Source organism: Sorangium sp. So ce1504, assembly GCF_051521635.1.
Lineage (GTDB): Bacteria > Myxococcota_A > Polyangia > Polyangiales > Polyangiaceae > Sorangium > Sorangium cellulosum_B.
In genome coordinates this window covers 10,447,990-10,468,864 of the sequence record NZ_CP150365.1, presented here as the reverse complement: position 1 = coordinate 10,468,864, position 20,875 = coordinate 10,447,990, and the positions used below count along the sequence as shown (strand labels likewise).

Sequence of the window (20,875 nt, the reverse complement as noted above, 5' to 3'; positions counted from 1 at the left end):
GGCTCATTGCCTGAGCAGGAACACCGAGCCTTGCTCCTGGGCCCTGTGATCGACGAACGCGAAGACGTCGGCGCCCCTCGCCCGGTGCAACCCCCCGGGCTCGTCGTGGCCAGGCGCGCCAGCGGCCGTCGCCGAGCGCGCTCCGGACGCCACCTCGATCCACACGACCTCGTCGGCGCCTCGGGTCGGGTCGCGCGTGAGCACGAGCAGCGCCGCGTCGTCGCGCGTCAGCGCGATGCCGCACGGAGTACCGACGTGGAGCCCGGTCGCGAACGGGCTCACGAAGCCGTCCTCGATCCTGAAGATGGTCGCCGTCTTGTCGGGGCTCGCGAGGGTGTCGCACACGAAGACGTCGCCCCGGCCGGCGACCGCGATCCCGCTCGGGTCGACGAGCGGGCTCCCCTTGGCGAGCGCCGACACCTCGCCGCCGCGCGCCGGCAGCGAGAACACGCCGGGCTGGCCATCGTCGCGATCGCGCCCCGAGAAGATGATCCGCTCCTCGTTGTCCGCGCCGCGGGCGACCTCGAGGCCGCGCGCGCGCAGCCCCTCGCCGCCGTCGATCGGGGCGACGGCGCCGCCGGGCAGGTCGATCGCGAAGAGGGCGCCCGCGTCGCCGAGCGCCGGGCCGCCCGCGCCTGGGTCGGCCACGAAGACGCGACCGCCGTCCGCGCTCGTCGCGATCCCGAGCGGCGCGACGAGCGGCGGACCGGCCGCGATCTCGGCGGCGCCCGCGCCGCCTTGCGCGCCGATCCTGAAGACGCCGGCCCTGCCGTCCGCGCCAAGACCGGTGAAGTACACGTAAGCCCCGGCGATATCCGGCGTCGCGTCGAACGCGATCGCCGGGACGAGCGGCAAAGCCGCATAGGGAGCATCACCCCCCGCGCCGCCCCCGCCTCCCGTTCCGCTCGCCGCGGTCGTGCCAGGCGCTCCGCCGGTGGAGCCCGCGCTGGTCCGTCCGGGCGGATCCTCCGCGCGGCTGCAGCCCGGGTTGCTCGCGGCGGCCGCGAGCGACGCGACAGCACACAGCACACCGGCGCTTCGCCGGAAGTCCCCCCTGGCTTCCGTCATGCCTGCTCCTCCCGAGGGCGCCGTTCGTGCGCTCGGCTCGCGCGGCGCGCGCTGGCACGCGACGCGAGCCGCACGGCGATCGCGCGGCGCTGGACGCTGCCCGTTCTGCCACGTGCCTCCCGGATCGAGTAGGCCGCGGCCGCGCTGCGCGCGACAAAGCCGCGTGCACCCTGCCTCCCGTGTCCGGGGTCGCCTGCTGGCGCTCAGGCCCATGAGCAGCGCCGCCCTGGGTGTCCGGACGGCGTTCCCCCGTCGACCGGCCGACAGCCCCGTTTTATAACGACGTCATGTTCGATGTCGCTCGGTCACTGTACGTACGGGCGTTGGAGGACATCCGTGCGGCGGGTCTCTACAAGGAAGAGCGGATCCTCGCGACGCCGCAGGGGCCGGTGATCCGGACCGAAGGTGGCGCTGGGGTCCTCAACTTCTGCGCGAACAACTACCTTGGCCTGTCGTCGCACCCGGCGGTCATCGCGGCGGCGAAGGAGGCAATCGACACGCACGGCTTCGGCCTCTCCAGCGTGCGCTTCATCTGCGGCACGCAGGACCTTCACCGGCGGCTGGAGTCCAGGATCGCCCGCTTCTTCGGCACCGAGGACGCCATCCTCTACTCGTCGTGCTTCGACGCGAACGGCGGCCTCTTCGAGACGCTCCTCGGCGAGGAGGACGCCGTCATCTCGGACGCGCTGAACCACGCGTCGATCATCGACGGTATCCGCCTCTGCAAGGCCGAGCGGCACCGCTACGCGAACGGGGACATGGCCGCCCTCGAGGACATCCTCCGCGCGACGGCCGGCAAGCGGCTCCGGCTCATCGCCACCGACGGCGTGTTCTCGATGGACGGGTACCTGGCGAAGCTCGACACCATCTGCGATCTCGCCGACAAGTACCGCGCGATGGTGATGGTCGACGACTCGCACGCGACCGGGTTCATCGGGCCGACGGGGCGCGGGACCGCGGAGCTCTGCGGGGTCATGCACCGCGTCGACGTGATCACCTCCACCCTGGGCAAGGCGCTGGGCGGGGCGAGCGGCGGCTTCACGACCGGCCGGCAGCCGATCGTCGACCTGCTCCGGCAGCGATCGCGGCCGTACCTGTTCTCCAACACGCTCGCCCCGGCGATCGCCGGCGCCTCGATCGCCGTGTTCGACCTCATCGACGCGGAGCCCTCGCTGCGCGCGCGGGTGATGGAGAACGCGCGCCGGTTCCGGCAGGGGATGACGCAGGCCGGCTTCACCATCAAGCCCGGCATCCACCCGATCGTGCCCATCATGCTGGGCGAGGCGCAGCTCGCGAACGAGATGGCGAGGGCGCTGCTCGCCGAGGGCATCTATGTCATCGGCTTCTCGTACCCCGTCGTGCCGAAGGGCGAGGCCCGCATCCGGGTGCAGCTCTCCGCCGCGCACGAGCCCGAGCACGTCGATCAGGCGATCGACGCCTTCCTGCGGGTCGGCCGGCGCCTCGGCGTCGTCGCCTGAGCGGCTCAGTAGCGGAGGATCACCTTCGGGTGGCTCGAGATCGCCTCCTGGAAGGCCGCCGCGTCGTAGTCCTCGAAGTCGAACACCGTCCCCTCGCCCCGGTTCAGGATGACCTCCCAGATGAGGTCGTGGATGTTCGGATCGCGCGACTCGAGCAGGTGGCGCGTGATGTGCCACGTCTCGAAGATGCGCCGGCCGATCACGCTGTGGAGGCTGATGCCGTCCACGATGAGGCGGTCGAAGTTCTCGATCACCGCGTCACCGCTCTTCAGGCCGAAGAGGATCACGTCGCCCCCGCGCCTCGCCGCGTGGATCGCGTTGTTGACGCTGCTGTTCACGCCGCTCATCTCGAGCACGACGTCGACGCCGACGCCGTCGGTGAGCTTCCGGACCCGCTCCGTCAGCTCGGGATCGCTCGCGTGGGGCCGCTCCGGGCTCGCGCGGTGCGGGCGCAGGACCGCGTCGGCGCCCAGGCGGCGGGCCATCTCGGCGTTCCGCTCCGCCGGCTCCACGCCGATGACGTAGATCGCCCCCATCGCGCGGGCGATCGCGATCGCGAACAGGCCGATGGTGCCGCAGCCGAAGATGGCCACGCGCTTGCCGCGGAGGTTCACCTTGGTGCACGCGTGCACGGCGTTGCCGAACGGCTCCTGCACCGCGGCGACCTCGGGCCGGATCCTCGCGATGTCGGTGCGCCAGAGGTTCTTCGCGGGCAGCTTGACGAGCTCGGCGAAGCAGCCATCCTCGCTGATCCCGATGATCTTGTCGTCCGCGCACACGTGGGTGTCGCCGACGCGGCACTGGTAGCAAGCGCCGCAGGCGATGTGGCTCTCGGTCGACACGATGTCGCCGATCTGAAGCCCGAAGGACCGGCGCGCGTCGGTCCCGAGGTCGACCACGCGGCCGAGCAGCTCGTGGCCGATCGTGCGCGTCGCCTTCCGATCGCGATCGAGCGACGAGAGGATCATGTCCTTGAAGGCGCTGCGGAACCAGATGCCGCGATCCGAGCCGCAGAAGCCCGTCATGATCGGCTTGACGAGGACGCTCGCGCGGTCGTGGTAGTCCCTGGCCTCGTCGATCGCCGGGCGCTCGACCTGATCTTTGGACAGCCCGACGGTGGACTCCCACGGCTGCTTCTCGCGGTTGTACGTCAGCGCCCACATCGCGTCGCTCATGCACCTGGCTCCTGTTCGGGGTTCGAGGCGCACGCAGCTCACGCAGCTGGCGCACGGGCGCCTCGGGCATGGGAAGCGTGGCGCGTGAACGAGCGACCGCCCATCAGAAAATTGCGCTCGGGCTGCTCCCGTCTCCGGCGTCTCTCCTCGGCCTCTTCGGCTCGATCCCGCGGCGCCCCGGGCGCACCGCCTGCTCCGTCGCCCTGGACCGGATGACTCGCCGCGTCGACCTCGAGGGGACAAGACCGCCCACGCGCTGTCGGGGAGGCTGCGCGCCCACGCGCTGCCGGCGCGGCTTCAGCGGCGCTTCGACTGAGGGCGCGCGGGCGGGGGCGGCGGGGTCGTCTCGGAGACGGGGGGCCGCTCGCGGAGGCATTTCTCGAGGCCGTCGTGCAGGGTCGCCTCGTGGGCGCCGGGGAGCTTCGGGCGCCCCATGACGTTCACGAAGAGGCGATCCTGCGCGATGCCGCCGCCGGGGCCGAAGCTCATCCACACGAACATCGCGCGTCCCTTGATGTGATCGAAGGGCACGCCCGCCCCGAGCCCGCCGCGCCAGCTGCGCGAGTCGTGGCTGTTGTTGCGGTTGTCGCCCATCACCCACGCCTCGTCGGCGGCCACCTTGAAGGGGCCCTGGAGATCGCCGCAGATGCCGCCCCGGCACGAGGAGCCCGGCGTGCAGTCGTCGCTCTCCACGCACATCATGCCGTCGGGGTTCTTCTCGTAGAGCGTGAAGTACGACTTGTCTCCGAGGTACTCGACGAACAGCTCCGCTTGCCGGCCCTCGTAGTGGTAGGGGCCGACGTGACAGTGGGGGACGAGCCAGCCGTTGATGACGGGGCGGCCGTTGATCGCCTCCAGCGTGTCGCCGGGGATGGCGATCGTCCGCTTGATGAAGTCCTGCTCCTTGTTCTCGGGGAACTTGAACACCATCACGTCCCCGCGCGACGGCGGCAGGCGAGGGAAGAGGCGCTGGTCGGTCCAGGGGATGAGCGGGCCGTAGGTGAACTTGTTGACGAAGATGTGGTCGCCGACCATGAGGGTCGGGATCATCGAGCCGCTCGGGATCTTGAACGCCTCGACGACGAAGGCGCGCAGGAGGAGCGCGACGGCGACGGCGATGCCGATCGACTCCGCGTACTCGCGCATCTCGCCCTTGCGCCAGCGGCCGAGGTGCTCGCCGACCGCGCGATCGGCGCGGCTGTGGGCGGCGTCGAACTCGTCGGCGTCGAACGTCTCGGCGCTCATCGCGCGCTCGAGGGCCGCGATCGCCTGCATCACCTGCTCGCGCTCGCCGCTCGTCAGCTCGCGCTCGACGTCACGCTTGCGGCCGCGCAGGATCCGGTGGGCCTCCTCGAGGAGCGCCGCGGCGTCCTCGAAGCGAGCGCGCGCCTTCGGGGGGATGTCCCGGCGGCCGCCCACGCCGATCGCCGAAGCGAACGGCAGCTCGTGGCGGAACCGCCAGAGGATCATCGCGAAGATCGTGAAGAGCACGATGCCCGCCGGGATCTGCTGCTCGCCGACGAAGACCCGGAGCGGCTGGGAGCTCCCTCCCTCGGCCGGCGGGGTGAGCAGCCAGACGTTCAGGACCGCGAGCGCGAAGGGAACGATGCAGATCCACACGAGGTGGAACAGGAAGCGCAGCGGCGCCCGGCCGTCCCTGCCCCCTGGCGGAGGAGAGCTGCCAGTCGAGCGCGGGTCTGCGCCGCCTGTCGACTTGGCCGCGCTGGCGCGGGGCTCCGAGCTCGCGCTTCCCCTCATCGAGGGTCTGAACTCCGAGCTTGCGGGCCGGCTGGCCGCGACCGACGGGACGCTCTGGGGTTGATCATCGGGGCGCGGCGGCAAGAGAGAGCTTATGTATACGCCGCCCCTCGCCGCGGCAAGTGCGCAGGCGTGGCGGGCGACGCGCGGTCCGTCGGCGTCGTCGCCCGCGTGTCCTCGTTCGCCCTCGTTGCCCTCGTTCGCCCCTCGTTCGCCCCTCGCTCGCCCCTCGTTCGCGCTCGTCAGGGCGCGTCTCCGACCTCGACGGCGTAGCTCACGAGGGCCGCGCGGTCGTCGCGGGCGTACGTCGTTGGCTGCGTCCGCCCTGCGGCGCTCGTGTTGTCGATGACCAGGTAGTATTGCCCCTTGGGCAGCGGCACCGTTCGCCGCCAGGGGGCGCCGGAGTACACCGGCTCGTCGAGCAGGGCCGCCGCTGCCAGGGGCGCCGGCGCGGGCTGCGTCAGGTACGCCTGGAGCCACGGCTCCCCGGTGCCGCGAGGCACGAGGATGACGTCCACGCCGGGCGCGCCCTCGACGGCGACCGTGAGCGTCAGGGCCTCGTCGCTGCCCGCGATCTCCAGCGGGCCGATGATATCGCGCTGCTCCTGGTGCACCTCGGTGCGCTCGTTTGCCAGGAGCAGCTTGCCGTTGTCGCGGCGCTCGTACGGCGCGTCGGGCCGCTTTCCCTTCTCGATGATGCCGAGCCCGAACTGCACGGCGCCGTCGTCGTCGCGGATGACGGTGAACCCCCGGGCGATCTCGGTCTTCAGGAGCTGGGCGCCGAGCGCGTTCGCGTACGCGCTGCCCTGGGCGAGCGACACGCCGCCGAGCGAGATCGCGGCGGGCTGCTCGATGAGCTTGGTCGTGAAGCTCGCCGCCGTCGTCGAGCGCTGGCGGAAGTACACGTACATCGTGTCGCCATCCATCAGGAAGTCGTGGTCGTACTCGACGGCCGCGCTCGCATCGAAGCTCATGCGCTTCGTCAGGTTCGTCCAGACGACGCCGCTCCCCCCGAACTGGAGGAACAGGTGCCCGTTCGCGAGCTCCTGGGCGACGCACGAGCCCGGGTAGAACCGGCCCGTCACCGGATCCTCGTCGCGGAGGCGCAGCGGCACGCTCCGCTTCCGCATCTCGGTGCAGAGCTGGCTCGTCGCGAAGGCGAGGATGGCCCTGCGGAGGGACAGGTTTCCCGGATCGTTCACGACGCCAGGCATCACGCCGAGCGCGCCTTGGCCGCACGCGCCGCACACCGTTCCGAGCAGCGAGAGGCAGAGCGCGAGGCCGAGCGCGCGCAGCGCGGCGGTGCGAAAGAGCATGGGCGCAGCATAGTCGAAACACCGGCGGGTCGAGCGGCGCGCCGCCGTCGGCCCCCGCGCGCGGGTGGTGATAGGGTCACTGCCATGGCGAACGTCGCAGTCATCGGGGCCGGCGCGTGGGGGACGGCGCTGGCGAAGTTGCTGGCGGACAAGGGCAACCCCACCGCGCTCTGGGCGCACCACGGCGAGCTCGCCGAGCGCATCGGCCGGGAGCGCCAGAACGACCGGTACCTGCCGGGCGTGGAGCTGCCCGCGAGCCTGCGGGCGACGGGCGATCTCGAGGACGCGCTCCGCGGCGCGGAGCTCGCCGTCGTGGTCGTCCCGTCGCACGCGCTGCGCGAGGTCGTCCGGGAGGCAGGGCGCCACATCCCCCGCGACGCGCTCGTGTGCAGCGCGACGAAGGGCATCGAGAACGACTCGCTGATGCTGATGAGCGAGGTGCTGGTCGACGAGCTCGGGCGCGAGGCCGAGCCGCGTCTCTCGTACCTGTCGGGCCCGAGCTTCGCGCGCGAGGTCGCGGCCGGCCAGCCGACCACGGTCGTGGTCGCTGGCAGGAGCGAGCGGGAGACGCACGCGGTGCAGCGCATGTTCGCGACCGACAGGTTCCGGGTCTACTCGTCCGATGACGTCGTGGGCGTCGAGGTCGGCGGCGCCCTCAAGAACGTCATCGCCATCGCCGCCGGCATCTGCGACGGCCTCGGCTTCGGCCACAACGCGCGCGCCGGCCTCATCACGCGCGGCCTCGCGGAGATCGGCCGCGTGGCGGCGGCGAAGGGGGCGAACCCGCTCACCCTCGCGGGCCTCTCCGGGATGGGCGACCTGGTGCTCACGTGCACGGGCGAGCTGTCGCGCAACCGCACCGTCGGGATCGAGATGGGCAGGGGACGGAAGCTCGACGAGATCCTCGCCGGCCTCGGCCATGTCGCCGAGGGCGTGAAGACCGCAAAGAGCGCGCACGACCTCGCGGACAAGCTGGGCGTGAGCGCGCCGATTACGGTCGAGGTGTACCGGATGCTGTACGAGGGAAAGCCGCCGCAGCAGGCCGTCGTGGACCTCATGACCCGCGCCCTCACGAGAGAGTGAGACGCGGGGCCGGCTCGCGGGAAGGCGCTTTCTCGCGCCGCCGCGCGCCTCGCCTCTCGCGAGCGTGTAAAGTGGCGGCGCGATGCACACGCGACCTCTCGTGAGTCTCCTCTCCGCGCTCCTCCTGTCGAGCGTCAGCTCGACGGCCGCTGCCCAGTACGGCGCGCCGCCCTACGGTGGTCAGCAGGGCGGCGCGTACGGCGGTCAGTACGGCGGCGGGTACGGAGGCCAGTACGGCGGCTACGGGTACGCCCCGCAGAAGAAAAGCGAGCCCAAATCGACGCCGCTCGAGGTCGGCTACCTCTACGCCACCTCCGTGGCCTATGGCGTGGGGACCGGCATCTGGATCGACGCGCTCGCCGGCATCGACGATCCCGGCGCGCAGTTCATCGCCCCCGCGCTCCTCGGCGTCGCGGCGCCGGTCGGCGTCTACTTCCTCGACTCGCCGCCGATGCCGCGCGGCATGCCGTCCGCGATCGCCACGGGCATGGTGATCGGCGCGGGCGAGGGGCTCGGCATCGCGTCCTACCAGTACGTCAGCGCCCGGAAGGGCAAGGAGTGGGGCTTCCTCGGGCTCGCGACCGCCGAGGTGATCGGCTCCACCGTCGGCGGCGCGGCGGGCTGGGGTTTCTACTATCTCCTCCGGCCCAAGCCGCAGACCAACATGCTCGTCGCCTCGGGCGCGGTGTGGGGCTCGCTCATCGGCAGCGCGTTCGGGGCCGCCGCCAGCAACGGCGACTGGAGCGAGTCGAACGACAGCATCTCGCTCGGGGGCCTCATCGGGTTCAACGTCGCGACCGCGGGCGCCGTCGGCCTGTCCGTCGCGTGGACGCCCTCGTGGAACCAGCTCGCGTGGATGTGGGGCGGGCTCGGCATCGGCACGGTGGTGTCGTTGCCCATCTACCTCGCGTACATCGGGAGCGATCATGACCCCCGCCGCGGCCTCATCGCCCAGGGCGCGGCGGGCACCCTCGGCCTCGTCGCGGGCGCCTTGTTCCTCGGGAGGCCGGACTCGAGCGCCTCCGTCGCCCTGGACGACCAGGAAGATCGTGGCCGTCCCCCGTTCGCGCGCGTGCTCGGCGGCAGCCTCACGCCCTATCGAGGCGGGCTCGGCGCCGTCGTCGTCGGAGAGCTCTGGTAAGCCGCGGTGTGCCGTCCAACACGGCTGCATGAGGCCGCGGCACGCCTGCTATGCTGCCCTCGATGCCGACCCTGAAGTATTTCGCCTCCGAGGGCGCGCCACGCCTGTACAGCGTCCACAAACCGGTCACGACGATCGGCAAGGCGCTCGGAAACGACGTCGCGGTCGCGGGAGCAGGGGTGCTGGACCATCACGCGCAGATCGTGTTCGACGGACGCGATTTCGTGCTGGAGGAGTGCGAGCGCGACGGGGAGATCGCGATCAACGGCAAGAAGAAGCGGCGCGCCCGCCTGGTGCACGGCGACCGGCTCCAGCTAGGCACGGTCGAGGTCGGCTTCTCGATGTTCGCCGAGGCGCCGACCGTCCAGGAGCGGCTCCCCGCGAGCGACGGCGGGGCGGAGCGGCCCGCGCCGCTGCAGGGCTCGTCGGAGCTCGCCGGCGTCCGCAAGCTGTTCGCCTTCAGCGAGAAGCTCATCAACCGGCGCAGCGTCGACGAGCTCCTCGAGGCGATGCTCGACGACGTCATCGAGCTGACGCACGCCGACAAGGGCTTCCTCCTGCTCCTCGAGGGGGCGGAGGCGGCGGCCGACACGGCGGTCTGCGGCGGCGCTCCGGCCGCGCCGGCCGCGGGCGGCGATCGCAAGCTGGCGGTGCGCGCGTCGCGCAACATCCGGAAGGAGGCCATCACCGACGCGGCCGGGGGGATCTCGGACAGCATCGTGCGTCAGGTCATCGTCTCGGGCCGCCCGGTGATCGTCTCCGACGCGCTCGCCGACACGCAGTTCGGCCGGAGCGACAGCGTCATCGCGATGAAGCTCTCCAGCGTGATGTGCGCGCCGCTCCTGTCGCAGGGCCAGATCATCGGCGCGCTCTACGTCGGCAACGACAAGATCAAGCACCTCTTCGACCGCGCCCAGCTCGACCTGCTCAGCATCTTCGCGTCCCAGGCCTCGCTCATCCTCCAGAACGCGATGCTCCTGAACGCCCTCAGGGCCGACAAGGCCAAGCTCGTCGCCGAGCTGCACGACAAGAAGTTCGGCGAGATCATCGGCGCCTGCCCGTCGATGCTCGAGGTGTTCCGCAAGCTGCAGAAGGTCGCGGCGACGGACATCAGCGTGCTCATCACGGGCGAGACGGGGACCGGGAAGGAGCTCATCGCGCGGGAGCTGCACCGGCGCAGCCCGCGCGATGGCGGCCCCTTCGTCACCATCAACTGCGGCGCGATCCCCGAGAACCTCATCGAGAGCGAGCTCTTCGGCCACGTGAGGGGCGCCTTCACCGGCGCCATCGCCAGCCGCCCGGGCAAGTTCCAGGTCGCCGACAAGGGCACGCTGTTCCTCGACGAGATCGGCGAGCTGCCGCTGAACCTCCAGGTGAAGCTCCTCCGCGCGCTCCAGGAGCGGGTCGTCTTCCGCGTCGGCGACTCGAAGCCCGAGAAGGTCGACATCCGCATCGTCGCCGCCACGAACAGGAACCTCGAGGAGGAGATCCGCGCCGGCAATTTCCGGGAGGATCTCTACTACCGGCTCAACGTCGTGAACCTGTGGCTCCCGCCGCTCCGCGAGCGCGGCGACGACGTGCTCATCATCGCCAAGGTCCTTCTCTCGAAGTACGCCGACGAGCTCGGCAGCGCCGTGCGAGGCTTCAGCCCGGCCGCGCTCTCCGCGATCAAGAAGTACCCCTGGCCGGGCAACATCCGGCAGCTCGAGAACCGCATCAAGAAGGCGCTTGTCCTCTGTGACCAGGCGCTCCTCGCCGTGGAGGACCTCGATCTCGGCCCGGGCGCCGAGACGGCCGTCATGCCGCTGGAGAAGGCCAAGGAGGAGTTCCAGCGGCGGTACGTGCTGGAGGCGCTCGAGCGCAACAACGGCAACCGCACGCAGACGGCCCGCGACCTCGGCGTCGACCCGCGCACCATCTTCCGCTACCTCGAGAAGGAGCAGAACCCGATGCCGAGCGGGGCCGGCGGCGTGGCCCGCGATCCGACCGAAGCGTGATGGACTACAACCCCGAAGGGCCCTTCGCAGATCCCTGTCCCACCAAGACCCGCGCCGACCTGGAGTGGGATCGCGTCCTCGAGGCGCTCGCGGAGCGATGCGCGTCCCGGGGCGGGAAGCGGCTGGCCCGGGCCCTGCCGTTCGCGTCGACGCGCGCCGAGGCCCTCACCGCGCTCGCGGAGGTGCGCGAGGCGGTGGAGCTCTCCCGGGCCGGGGAGCCGGTGCCGGCGCGCGACGTCGCGGAGCTCGAGGACGCGCTCGATCGGGCCCGCATCGGCGCGGCGCTCGCGAACGAGGAGCTGCGCGCCGTGCTCGGCCTCCTCGAGGCCGCGCGGACGTCGCGGCAGTACCTGCAGAACCGGCGTCAGATCGCGCCCGCGCTCCACGCCGCGTGCGCGACCGACCCCGAGCTCGACGCCGTCGCGCGCGAGCTCGCGGCGGCGTTCGATCCGGACGGCACGCTCGCCGATCGCGCGTCGCCTCGCCTGGAGGCGCTTCGCGCGGAGCGGCGCGCGGTGCGCGAGCGGCTCGTCCGGCGCCTCGAGGACCTCATCCAGAAGCACGAGGACATCCTCCAGGACCGCTACTGGACGGAGCGCGACGGGCGCTACGTGCTGCCGGTGCGATCCGACGCGCACGAGCGCTTCCCCGGCATCGTCCACGCGACGAGCGCGAGCGGCGCCACCGTGTTCGTGGAGCCCCGGGTGCTCGTCGAGACGGGCAACCGGATGAAGATGGTCGACGCCGAGGTCGCGCGGGAGGAGCAGGCGATCTACGCGGCGCTCACCGCCCGCGTGGCCGAGGACGTCGAGAGCGTCGCGGCCGCCGCCCGCGCCCTGGCCCACGCCGACGTGCGGGCCGCGGCGGCGCGGCTCGCGGAGGACCTCGACCTCACCTTCCCGGACGTCCCGGAGGACGCCTTCGGGGCCGGGCGGGGCGCCTCGGAGGGCGGATCGAGGCCGACCTCCATCGAACTCATCGGGGGCCGCCACCCGCTCCTCGCGCTCGACGGCGTGAAGGTGGTCGCGAGCGACCTCGCGATGAGCGCCGGCCGCGCGATGATCGTCTCCGGACCGAACGCCGGGGGCAAAACCGTGGCCCTGAAGACGCTCGGGCTCGCGGCGCTGATGGTTCGCGCGGGCCTGCCGGTCGCCGCCGGGGAGGGCTCTCGCGTCGCGCTCTTCGACGTCGTGCTGACCGACGTCGGCGACGAGCAGAACCTCCACAAGAACCTGTCGACCTTCAGCGCCCACGTGAAAAACCTGGGGCGGATCCTCGGCGAGACGCGCCCCGGCGCGCTCGTCCTGCTCGACGAGCTCGCCGGCGGCACCGATCCGCGCGAGGGCGAGGCGCTCGCCGCGGCCGTGCTCGACGCGCTGTGCGCGCGCGGGGGCACCGTCGCCAGCACCACGCACTACGAGGGCCTCAAGGCGCTCGCGCTCGGGGATCAGCGCTTCGAGAACGCCTCGGTCGGCTTCGATCTCGCCACCATGAGCCCGACCTTTCGGCTCGTCGTCGGCGTGCCCGGCGCATCGAGCGCGCTCGCGGTCGCGCGGCGGTTCGGCATCCCGGGCGCCGTGTTGGAGCGGGCCGAGCGCTTCCTCACGAAGGAGGCGGTCACCTTCGAGCAGATGGTCGAGAAGCTCTCCGCCGAGCGCCGCGCGCTCGAGCTCGCGCGCGAGGACGCCGAGCGGGAGGCGGCCGCCTCCCGCGCGAAGCGGCGGGAGCTCGAGGCAGAGATCGAGCGGCTCCGGGACAAGGAGCGCGGCGTGATCACGCGGGAGGGGGAGGCGCTGCTCGCCAGCCTGCGGCGCGCGCGCGAGGACCTCAAGGCGGCGCAGGCGCGCCTGCGCGGCAAGCCCACCGAGGAGGACGTGCGCGCGGCCGCTCGCGCCATGGACGCGGTGGGGCAGAAGACGTCGATCGGCGGCGAGCTCGAGCTGCGCCCGAAGGACGAGCCGCAGGCGCGGCCGGCGATCGATCCGGCCGCCATCCGCGTCGGCGCCCGCGTCTACGTACCTCGCTTGCGGGCCGAGGCCGAGGTGGTGGAGGTCCTCTCGGGCGGCCAGCTGCGGGTCACCGCCGGCTCGCTCAAGCTCACGACCTCGATCGCCGAGCTGCGCGGCACCGGCGCGCCGCCGGCCGCCGCGGCGCCCCCGCAGCGCCGCGTCGATCTGGACGCCGCCGCCGACCCCGACGTCCCGATCCAGACGGCGGACAACACCGTGGATCTCCGCGGCCTGCGCGCGCACGAGGCGGTCGCGATGGCCGAGCAGTTCCTCGACCGCTCGCTCGGCGCGGGCCGCAAGGTCACGTTCTTCGTCCACGGGCACGGCACGGGCGCCCTGCGCGATGCCGTCCGCGAGGCGCTGCGCGGGAGCCCTTACGTGGCGCGCCTCCGGCCGGGCGGCCCGAGCGAGGGCGGCGACGGCGTGACGGTCGCCTGGCTGAAGTGGTGAGCGAGGCGCGCGCCTGAGCGACAGCGCGCCGTGACGCTCAGCGATCCCGGTCGACGCGGCCGAGGTTCTCGGCGATCCGGTCGAGCACGCCGTTCACGAAGGCGCCGCTCTCCTCGCTGCCGTAGCGCTTGGCGAGCTCGACCGCCTCGTCGAGGATGACCGCGCGCGGCACCTCTGGGCGGTTCATGAGCTCCCACGCGCCGAGCCGGAGGACGTTCCGATCGACGCGCGCCATCCGCTCGAGGCGCCAGTTCGTGCTCGCCTTCCGGATCGCCTCGTCCACGGCCGCGAGATCCTCGGCGACCCCGACCACCACCTCGTCCGCGTAGGCGCGTCCCTCGGGATCGCCCGGCGTCTCGCGCCAGAAGGTCGCGACGACGCGGGGCGCCGAGCTTCCACCAGCTTCCACCGCGAACAGCATCTGCAAGGCCGCTTCGCGGCCGGTAGAGCGCGCACCCATCTCTCAGAACCTTCGTTTAGAGGCCAGCTGTGTCCAGCGCGGCGCCGAGCGCGAGCATCTCGATCGCGCTGACGGCGGCCTCCCACCCCTTATTGCCATGCTTCGTGCCTGCCCGCTCGACCGCTTGCTCGATCGAGTCGGTCGTGAGCACCCCGAACGTGACCGGCACCCCGGTCTGGAGCGACACGGTCGCGATCCCCTTCGTGACCTCGGCCGCCACGTAGTCGAAATGCGGCGTCGAGCCCCGGATCACCGCGCCCAGGGTGATGATCGCGTCGACGCTCTTCTTGTGCGCGAGCCTCCCCACGATGGTGGGCATCTCCCACGCGCCCGGGACGCGCACGATCGACGTCCGACCGAGCGCGCCGCCGTGCCGCGCGATGGCGTCGAGCGCGCCCTCGACCAGGCGGTCGACGATGAAGTGGTTGAAGCGGCTCGTCACGAGCGCGAAGCGCGCCCCCGGCGGGACCACCAGGTTCCCTTCGATCACCCTCGCCTGTGCCTGCCCGACCGCTTGCTCTGCCATCCGCCGTTCCTCTCTCCTGCCGCGCGGGATGCGCGATCGCCGCGATCGCGATCCTGTCCGAGCGTCCTTTTACCAGCGAACGAGCGCGCCCGTCTGTCAGGCTTCGCCCTTCATCGAGACGAGCGGCACCCGCTCGATCACGGTGAGCCCGTACCCGGTGATCCCTGCGATCTTCGGCTGGCTGTTCGTGAGGAGCCGGATCTGGTGCACCCCGAGGTCCGCGAGGACCTGCGCGCCGAGGCCGAACTCCCGCAGCGTCCACGGCTGCTGCGTCTTCACGACGGGGAGCGTCTCGTCGGAGCCCGAGCCCTTCAGCAGATCCAGCTCGCGGCCCAGGTCCCCTCGCGACGGGATGTAGACGACCACCCCGACGCCGGCGCTCTCGATCGCGAGGAGCGCCTCGCGCAGGTTCGAGCCGCCGTCGAGGGGCGTCGAGCTGAAGAGGTCGGCGATGGTCGACCCCGAGTGCACGCGGCACAGGATGGGGTCCGGCGTCGCCACCGCGCCCTTGGTCAGCGCGAGGAACTGCCGCTGCTCGTTGATCACCTCGTAGACGTACACGGTCCACTCCGTGCCCGTCAGGTCGAGCCGCAGCGTCCGCTCGCCCACGCAGCGGACCAGCCGTTCGGTCTGGAGCCGGTACTGGATGAGGTCCGCCACCGTCACGATCAGCAGGCCGTGCTTCGCGGCGAACACCTCGAGATCCCGCATGCGGGCCATGCTGCCGTCGTCGTTCATGATCTCGCAGATCACGCCCGCCGGCCGGAGCCCGGCGAGGCGCGCGAGATCCACGGACCCCTCGGTCTGCCCCGTCCGCACGAGCACGCCCCCGCGGCGCGCCTTCAGCGGAAACACGTGCCCCGGCGTGACGAGATCCTCGGGCGCGGCGTCGCGCGCGATCGCGACCCGGATCGTGTGCGCCCGATCGGCGGCGCTGATCCCCGTCGTCACCCCGGTGCGCGCCTCGATGCTGACGGTGAAGGCGGTGCCGAGAGGCGGTCCGCTCCGCCCTGGCGCGGACATCATCGGCAGCTCGAGGCGCGCGACCTGCTCCTCGTCGAGGGCGAGGCAGATGAGCCCGCGCCCGTGCATCGCCATGAAGTTGATCGCCTCGGGGGTGACCGCCTCCGCAGCCATGCAGAGATCCCCCTCGTTCTCGCGATCCTCGTCGTCGACGAGGATCACCATCTTGCCCGCGCGGATGTGATCGAGCGCGGTGTTCACCCGGTCGAGGACCGCTTTGTCGATGGTCAGCCGATGAGGCATCGGGCCCCCGGAGGTCATGTCCTGGTCGAGCCTGCCGCTCGAGGCGGCTGACACAGCCTCACCAGAATCCCCCCGCGCGCAGCTTTGCGAGGAGTCGTTCGTCGTGATCCGCATGCTCTCCCGTATTTCCGCGCTCTTCGCCGCGCTCGGCGGAGGCATCGCCGCCGCGCGTGTCTTGGCTCGAGAGGCCCTTCACGCTGGCGAGCGATGCGACCTCGAGCGCCCGCGCCACGTAGCGCGCGAGCACGTCAACTTCAAGGTTGACGGCCGCGCCGGGGCGGAGCTCTCCGAGGAGAGTCCGGCCGATGGTGTGCGGCACCAGCATCACGTCGAACCAGATCTCGGCGGCGCCCGCCGTGGACACGGCGTTGAGCGTGAGGCTCGCGCCGTCGACGGCGATCGAGCCCTTGGGAGCGAGGTACGGCGCGAGCTCGGGCGGGGCGCTCACCCGGAGGCGGATCGCGTCGCCGGCCCGCGCGTGCTCGACGACGCGGCCGAGCCCGTCGACGTGGCCCAGCACCACGTGCCCCCCCATCCGCGCGCCGAGCGGCGTCGCGCGCTCGAGGTGGACGCGCGCGCCGACCGGCAGCGCGCCGAGCGTGGTGCGGCCGAGGGTCTCGGCGGACATGTCGCACTCGAAGCCGCCGGGCGCGATGCGATCGACCGTGAGGCAGGCGCCGTTCACGCTCACGGACTCGCCGAGCGTCAGCGGCCCGAGGCTCGCCTCGACGAGCGCGCGGGCCACGGCGCCGCCGCTCCGGCGGCGGAGGACCCCGATCGTCTCGACAAGCCCGGTGAACATCGCCGACGCCCCTCTGCCTAGCCCTTCGAGGTGCGGTGCCCCTGGCTGGTCAGGAGCTTGTCGATGAGCCCCTGCGAGTAGCCCGACAGCTCGGTGAAGACGACCCCCATCCCCTGCGGATCGTCGTGCACGCGCACCACCTCGCCGACGCCCTCGATCGTCTCGATGTCGTCCATGATCACGGTGAACCGCAGGTTCACCTTCGTCCCGACGGCGAGCGGCGTCTTCGAGCGTACGAACACGCCGGTCCGCGAGATGTTCGTCACGTACTCGTTGATGAACGCGTCGTAGGACTCGAACTCCTTGTTGATGGTGACGCGCTCTTCCTTGCGTCCCGTCTTCGCGTCGCTGCTCTCCGGAGAACCCTGATCGTCCACCATGACGCCTTACCTGCCTTGCAGATCGAACTGCTCGAGGTGGTACTCCTTCCGGGGCACGAGATCGATCCGGCGCTGGAACAGCCGCTCCGCCTCTTGCACGGCGATGCGTTCGTCGTTCTTCAGCAGGTCGATCACGGCCGGGTGCGCGTTGACCACGACCGAGTAGCCGGGCAGGTTCATCCGCTCGCGCCGTATCTGCCGCAGGATCTCGTAGGCGACGGTCTGCTTGGATTGCAGCTGGCCCGTCCCGTCGCAGTAGAAGCACGGCTCGAGGATCGTCCGCCCGAGGCTCTCGCGCGTCCGCTTCCGGGTCATCTCGATGAGGCCCAGATCGGAGATCCGGTTCAGCGTGGTCTTCGCCTTGTCCCTGGAGAGCAGCTCCTCGAGGCGGCGCCGCACCTTTTCCCGGTTCTGGGCGCGCTCCATGTCGATGAGGTCGAGGATGATGAGCCCGCCGATGTTGCGGAACCGGAGCTGGTAGGCGATCTCCTCGACCGCCTCCAGGTTCGTGGTCAGGATCGTCTCCTCGAGATCCTTCGACCCCTTGCCGACGAACCGCCCTGTGTTCACGTCGATCGCGGTGAGCGCCTCGGCCTGGTCGATGATCAGGTGCCCGCCCGAGGGCAGCGGGACCTTCCGCGACAGCGCCCGCTGGATCTCGTCCTCGATCCCGTACGCGTCGAAGATCGGCTCCGTCCCCTCGTAGAGCTCCACCGCGTCGGCGCGCTCGGGCATGAACATCTCGACGAAGCGCCGCAGCCGGATGTACTCCTCGCGGTCGTCGATCACGATCTTCTCGATGTCGTCGGTGAAGAGGTCGCGGGCGGTCTTCAGCACGAGGTCGAGCTCGGTGTAGAGCACTGCAGGCGCCCTCACGCCGCTCTCCCGCTTCTTCGCCACCTCGCCCCAGAGGCGCACGAGGTAGCCGACGTCGGCCTTGAGCTGCTTCTTCGTGAGACCCTCGGCGAGCGTGCGCACGATGAGCCCGCCCTGCGGAGGCTTCATCGCCTCGATGGCGTCCCGCAGCCGGGATCGCTCCTTCTCCGAGCCGATACGCTTGGAGATCCCGATGTGATCGACCGTCGGCAGGTACACGACATAGCGGCCGGGCAGCGAGATGTGGCTCGTGACCCGGGCGCCCTTCGTCCCGATCGGCTCCTTCGAGACCTGGACGATGACCTCCTGCCCTTCGCGGACGACCTCGCGGATCGGCGTCGACTTCGAGATCCGCGGCGGCTCGTTCTGCCAGCTGCGTGAGCTCTGCTGGCCCCGCGCTGCGCTCTTGCCCTTGCCGTCCCGCGACTGCTCGCGCCCGCGCTCTCGCGTCCGCTGCTCGCGCCCGCGTTGCTCGCGATCGCGCCCCTCGCGTCCGCCCTGCTGTCCTTTGGCGCCCCGGTCGCGCCCTTCGCGTCCCTCGCGCGGCGCCTCGCGCCCCTCTCGGCCCTCACGCGGCGCCTCGCGGCCTTCGCGCGGGGCCTGGCGTCCCTCGCGCGGCGCCTCGCGGCCTTCGCGCGGGGCCTGGCGTCCCTCGCGCGGCGCCTCGCGCCCCTCTCGACCCTCGCGCGGCGCCTCGCGGCCTTCGCGCCCCTCGCGCGGCGCCTCGCGGCCTTCGCGCCCCTCGCGCGGCGCCTCGCGGCCTTCGCGCCCCTCGCGCGCTTCCGCGGGGGCCGCCTCCGCGAGCGCGGCGCCGCCCTCGAGGTTGGCGCGCCGGTCGCGCGTCCGTCCCGATCGGCGCACGCGCGCCTCGCGCCGTCCGCGCGCGCGCCCGCTGCGCGCACGCGCCGCCGGTGGGACGTCATCGCCCGAGGCCGCTGCCGCGGCCTCCGGGACCGGCGGCGCGCTCGCCTCCTGTCCGGCCGGCCAGTCGTCGGCGGCGCCGTGCGCGGCGGGCTCGTCCGACGCGCTCGCCTCCTGCACTTCCGTCTCGCCGCTGTCCGCGGTGTTGCTCAGCGCTTCCGGACGCTCCTCGGCCGCGCTCCACGCGTCCGCGGCATCCTCCGGTGGCGGGGAGGCAGGCTCGACGTCGTAGCCGGGCGCGTCGAGCTCGTCGTCGTCCTCGATGCTCGCCTCGTCGGGGCCGGATTCCTCGTCGCTGGCCTCGTCGGCGTCGCTGTCTCCGCCTGGCGCGACCAGCTCCTCGTCGTCGTCGTCCGCGCCGTCGTGCTCGTGCCCGTCGTCGATCTCCGGCTCCGAGTCGTCGGCCTCGTCGAGCGCCACCATCGTCCCCACGCCGGCGAACGCCTGGCCGGAGGGGCTTCCGAGCACATCGAGCGCCGTGGGCAGCTCGATCGGCACGTCGCTCCCTTCGTCGAGCGAGCCGCCGGCATCGAGCGAGCCGCCGGCATCGAACCCTTCTTCCGCCCCGAAGTCCCCTCCTTCCCGGAGCTCGTGTCGTCCGGGAGTCAGGTCGGGGCTCTCGGGCGCGGCTTCTGCGCCCGATAGCTCATGCACCTCGCTTTCGTCAGGTCTAGGCGCCTCGCTGCCACGCGCGGCGCGGCCTCGCGAGGAGGCGCGCTCTTCCTCAACAGTCCGGCGGTGCCCAGCCAGGTACGCCTCGAAATCGTCGGGCCGGATGAGGTCCTCGACGTGCAGGAAGGCTGCTCGCTCGAGCCCCACGTCGATGAACGCGGCCTGCATTCCGGGCAAAACGCGGCTGACCTTGCCGAGGTAGATGTTTCCGAGCGTCCCCTTGGAGCTCTCCCGCTCGAGATGCAGCTCAGCGATGATCCCGTTTTCGATCAGCGCGACGCGTGTCTCGCGGATGTCCACATTGATGACGAGAAGGTTCTTTCCCATGTCGGATGCCGCACATCGGCGGCGCCGCCAAGCGTTACCACGGGTTGCCCGGCCCATGAAGGCGCAACCCGGAGTATGCTGCGCGATTGGGGCCCGGGACCGGAGGTCGCCGAGGCAGGCCGGCCGCCAGTGCGTGAGCTACCTCGCGTCTCCGCCGCTCTGCCTCGGCGTCGCCCGGCGGCGCCTGCTGCCTGGCCTGCGGACCGGCGGCTCCTGCCGCTGGGCCCAAGGCCCTGGCCCGGAGCGCCGGTCGAGGCGTCCGCACGGCGGCGAGGGCGCGCGAGCTGGGGCGACGTCCGTCAGGAGGCGCACCTGGCCCTCGCTCGGGACCGCCCCGTTCCCTCGCCCCCGCTGGCGCGCCGCCGCTTCCGTGCTGCTCCGGAGCCGCCGGTGTCGTGCCCCGCGCCGCCCTCCGCCGGCGGCCGAGCCGCGACGGCTGGCGCGGGCGAGCCGTCCGTCGCGGCTCGGCCCGCATAAAGGCCGAAGGGGGCGGCCATCTGGCGCCCCCTTCGGAGATGCGCTGCTGTTGTCAGAAGCTCACAGGCTACACACCGGCTCTCCGGCGGCATCGCAGCTCTCGGCGCACTCCTCGCAAACAGTGCACGTGATGAGGGCGTCGTAGGCCTCGACCCCGGCCGCGTTGTCCGTGCGGCACGTCTCGATGCACGTGGCCGGGTCTTCCTCCGCGGCGCAGCCATCGATACACACCACCACGTCAATACAATCGCTGCTGCCCACGCAGGCCTGGCGGACCTCTTTGCACGGACCATCGACGGCGCACTTGTAGCAGCCCGTATTCGTGTCGCGGCCGCACGTGTCCTCGGTGTCATCACAGGTCGGGGTACCCGTCGAGGAAGTGCTCGTGGCGCTCGTGCCTCCTTCTCCGCCGGAGCCGCCGTTGCCGCCGTTGCCGCCGTTGCCGCCGGAGCCGCCGTTGCCGCCGCCGCCAGAGCTGCTGCTCCCGCTGCTGCTGGTGGTGCTGGAGCCCGACGACGTGTTGCCGTCGTCACCGCAAGCCACGAGGGCGCAGCCGGAAATCAAAACCGCAGCGAATACCCAAGATTTCATGCTCAATACCTCCACAGAACCCAACCGACCCTTCATTCGTGTACTCGGCGCCCCCCCAACGCTCGGCATGCCTGCCAAACCACCCGTTTTCCTGCGACCGGC

Annotated in this window: 16 protein-coding genes; 5 read left to right on the top strand and 11 right to left on the bottom strand. The window is 71.7% G+C overall.

The annotated features are described in order from the left end of the window. Positions 1 to 3 precede the first annotated feature (3 nt). Positions 4 to 1,068 carry a hypothetical protein gene (locus WMF39_RS39360; protein WP_437741596.1) on the bottom strand — a complete coding sequence of 355 codons (1,065 nt, stop codon included), beginning with the start codon at positions 1,066 to 1,068 and terminating at the stop codon, positions 4 to 6. 287 nt (positions 1,069 to 1,355) lie between these two features. Between WMF39_RS39360 and kbl the strand changes: the two genes are divergently transcribed. Next, entirely contained in the window at positions 1,356 to 2,546 is a 1,191-nt protein-coding gene (gene kbl / locus WMF39_RS39355) for a glycine C-acetyltransferase (protein ID WP_437741595.1), read from the top strand. Between the two features lie 5 nt (positions 2,547 to 2,551). On the opposite strand, the gene WMF39_RS39350 is transcribed toward kbl, so the two are convergent. The 3 genes from WMF39_RS39350 to WMF39_RS39340 all read right to left on the bottom strand — a co-directional run bounded on the left by WMF39_RS39350 (position 2,552) and on the right by WMF39_RS39340 (position 6,795). Then, positions 2,552 to 3,721, bottom strand: a complete 1,170-nt coding sequence (locus WMF39_RS39350; RefSeq protein WP_437295068.1) for a zinc-binding dehydrogenase — start codon at positions 3,719 to 3,721, stop codon at positions 2,552 to 2,554. Between the two features lie 297 nt (positions 3,722 to 4,018). Then, positions 4,019 to 5,479 carry a signal peptidase I gene (gene lepB, locus WMF39_RS39345; protein WP_437741594.1) on the bottom strand — a complete coding sequence of 487 codons (1,461 nt, stop codon included), beginning with the start codon at positions 5,477 to 5,479 and terminating at the stop codon, positions 4,019 to 4,021. 242 nt (positions 5,480 to 5,721) lie between these two features. Further along, positions 5,722 to 6,795: a hypothetical protein gene (locus tag WMF39_RS39340; RefSeq protein ID WP_437741593.1), complete on the bottom strand. Its 1,074-nt coding sequence runs from the start codon at positions 6,793 to 6,795 to the stop codon at positions 5,722 to 5,724. Between the two features lie 84 nt (positions 6,796 to 6,879). Between WMF39_RS39340 and WMF39_RS39335 the strand changes: the two genes are divergently transcribed. The 4 genes from WMF39_RS39335 to WMF39_RS39320 all read left to right on the top strand — a co-directional run bounded on the left by WMF39_RS39335 (position 6,880) and on the right by WMF39_RS39320 (position 13,475). Beyond that, positions 6,880 to 7,878, top strand: a complete 999-nt coding sequence (locus WMF39_RS39335; protein WP_437545147.1) for an NAD(P)H-dependent glycerol-3-phosphate dehydrogenase — start codon at positions 6,880 to 6,882, stop codon at positions 7,876 to 7,878. A gap of 82 nt (positions 7,879 to 7,960) precedes the next feature. Then, positions 7,961 to 9,019, top strand: a complete 1,059-nt coding sequence (locus WMF39_RS39330) for a hypothetical protein (RefSeq protein WP_437741592.1) — start codon at positions 7,961 to 7,963, stop codon at positions 9,017 to 9,019. Positions 9,020 to 9,069: 50 nt separating this feature from the next. Beyond that, positions 9,070 to 11,016, top strand: coding sequence for a sigma 54-interacting transcriptional regulator (locus WMF39_RS39325; protein ID WP_437741591.1), 1,947 nt, complete (start codon positions 9,070 to 9,072; stop codon positions 11,014 to 11,016). Next, a complete protein-coding gene (locus WMF39_RS39320; protein WP_437741590.1) occupies positions 11,016 to 13,475 on the top strand; it encodes an endonuclease MutS2 in 2,460 nt (819 codons plus the stop codon). The genes WMF39_RS39325 and WMF39_RS39320 overlap by 1 nt, the downstream gene beginning before the upstream one ends. Before the next feature lie 37 nt (positions 13,476 to 13,512). Here WMF39_RS39320 and nusB read toward each other — a convergent pair whose 3' ends face one another. From nusB to WMF39_RS39285, 7 genes are all read right to left on the bottom strand, one after another. Continuing rightward, positions 13,513 to 13,935, bottom strand: a complete 423-nt coding sequence (nusB, locus tag WMF39_RS39315) for a transcription antitermination factor NusB (protein ID WP_012239877.1) — start codon at positions 13,933 to 13,935, stop codon at positions 13,513 to 13,515. A gap of 16 nt (positions 13,936 to 13,951) precedes the next feature. Continuing rightward, entirely contained in the window at positions 13,952 to 14,461 is a 510-nt protein-coding gene (gene ribH, locus WMF39_RS39310; RefSeq protein ID WP_437741589.1) for a 6,7-dimethyl-8-ribityllumazine synthase, read from the bottom strand. A 96-nt stretch (positions 14,462 to 14,557) separates the two neighbouring features. Next, positions 14,558 to 15,727 (bottom strand): 3,4-dihydroxy-2-butanone-4-phosphate synthase, encoded by a 1,170-nt coding sequence (gene ribB / locus WMF39_RS39305; protein ID WP_437741588.1) that lies wholly within the window; start codon positions 15,725 to 15,727, stop codon positions 14,558 to 14,560. 58 nt (positions 15,728 to 15,785) lie between these two features. Beyond that, the gene (locus WMF39_RS39300; RefSeq protein WP_437741587.1) at positions 15,786 to 16,529 is read right to left on the bottom strand and encodes a riboflavin synthase; all 744 of its coding nucleotides are present in this window, start codon (positions 16,527 to 16,529) and stop codon (positions 15,786 to 15,788) included. Positions 16,530 to 16,546: 17 nt separating this feature from the next. After that, complete coding sequence (locus WMF39_RS39295; RefSeq protein WP_012239873.1) at positions 16,547 to 16,909, bottom strand: PilZ domain-containing protein; 363 nt, start codon at positions 16,907 to 16,909, stop codon at positions 16,547 to 16,549. A 6-nt stretch (positions 16,910 to 16,915) separates the two neighbouring features. Continuing rightward, on the bottom strand, positions 16,916 to 19,705 hold the full coding sequence (locus tag WMF39_RS39290; RefSeq protein ID WP_437741586.1) for an Rne/Rng family ribonuclease: 2,790 nt from the start codon (positions 19,703 to 19,705) through the stop codon (positions 16,916 to 16,918). Between the two features lie 537 nt (positions 19,706 to 20,242). Next, positions 20,243 to 20,773: a hypothetical protein gene (locus tag WMF39_RS39285; protein ID WP_437741585.1), complete on the bottom strand. Its 531-nt coding sequence runs from the start codon at positions 20,771 to 20,773 to the stop codon at positions 20,243 to 20,245. Between the last annotated feature and the right edge of the window lie 102 nt (positions 20,774 to 20,875).

Bases quoted from the DNA above. Each gene is read 5' to 3' on its own strand.
- lepB (WP_437741594.1), bottom strand. From the start codon at position 5,479: ATGAGGGGAAGCGCGAGCTCGGAGCCCCGCGCCAGCGCGGCCAAGTCG.
- WMF39_RS39360 (WP_437741596.1), bottom strand. From the start codon at position 1,068: ATGACGGAAGCCAGGGGGGACTTCCGGCGAAGCGCCGGTGTGCTGTGT.
- kbl (WP_437741595.1), top strand. From the start codon at position 1,356: ATGTTCGATGTCGCTCGGTCACTGTACGTACGGGCGTTGGAGGACATC.
- WMF39_RS39335 (WP_437545147.1), top strand. From the start codon at position 6,880: ATGGCGAACGTCGCAGTCATCGGGGCCGGCGCGTGGGGGACGGCGCTG.
- WMF39_RS39320 (WP_437741590.1), top strand. From the start codon at position 11,016: ATGGACTACAACCCCGAAGGGCCCTTCGCAGATCCCTGTCCCACCAAG.
- WMF39_RS39350 (WP_437295068.1), bottom strand. From the start codon at position 3,721: ATGAGCGACGCGATGTGGGCGCTGACGTACAACCGCGAGAAGCAGCCG.
- WMF39_RS39325 (WP_437741591.1), top strand. From the start codon at position 9,070: ATGCTGCCCTCGATGCCGACCCTGAAGTATTTCGCCTCCGAGGGCGCG.
- WMF39_RS39330 (WP_437741592.1), top strand. From the start codon at position 7,961: ATGCACACGCGACCTCTCGTGAGTCTCCTCTCCGCGCTCCTCCTGTCG.
- ribB (WP_437741588.1), bottom strand. From the start codon at position 15,727: ATGCCTCATCGGCTGACCATCGACAAAGCGGTCCTCGACCGGGTGAAC.
- ribH (WP_437741589.1), bottom strand. From the start codon at position 14,461: ATGGCAGAGCAAGCGGTCGGGCAGGCACAGGCGAGGGTGATCGAAGGG.
- WMF39_RS39340 (WP_437741593.1), bottom strand. From the start codon at position 6,795: ATGCTCTTTCGCACCGCCGCGCTGCGCGCGCTCGGCCTCGCGCTCTGC.
- nusB (WP_012239877.1), bottom strand. From the start codon at position 13,935: ATGGGTGCGCGCTCTACCGGCCGCGAAGCGGCCTTGCAGATGCTGTTC.
- WMF39_RS39285 (WP_437741585.1), bottom strand. From the start codon at position 20,773: ATGAAATCTTGGGTATTCGCTGCGGTTTTGATTTCCGGCTGCGCCCTC.
- WMF39_RS39300 (WP_437741587.1), bottom strand. From the start codon at position 16,529: ATGTTCACCGGGCTTGTCGAGACGATCGGGGTCCTCCGCCGCCGGAGC.
- WMF39_RS39295 (WP_012239873.1), bottom strand. From the start codon at position 16,909: ATGGTGGACGATCAGGGTTCTCCGGAGAGCAGCGACGCGAAGACGGGA.
- WMF39_RS39290 (WP_437741586.1), bottom strand. From the start codon at position 19,705: ATGGGAAAGAACCTTCTCGTCATCAATGTGGACATCCGCGAGACACGC.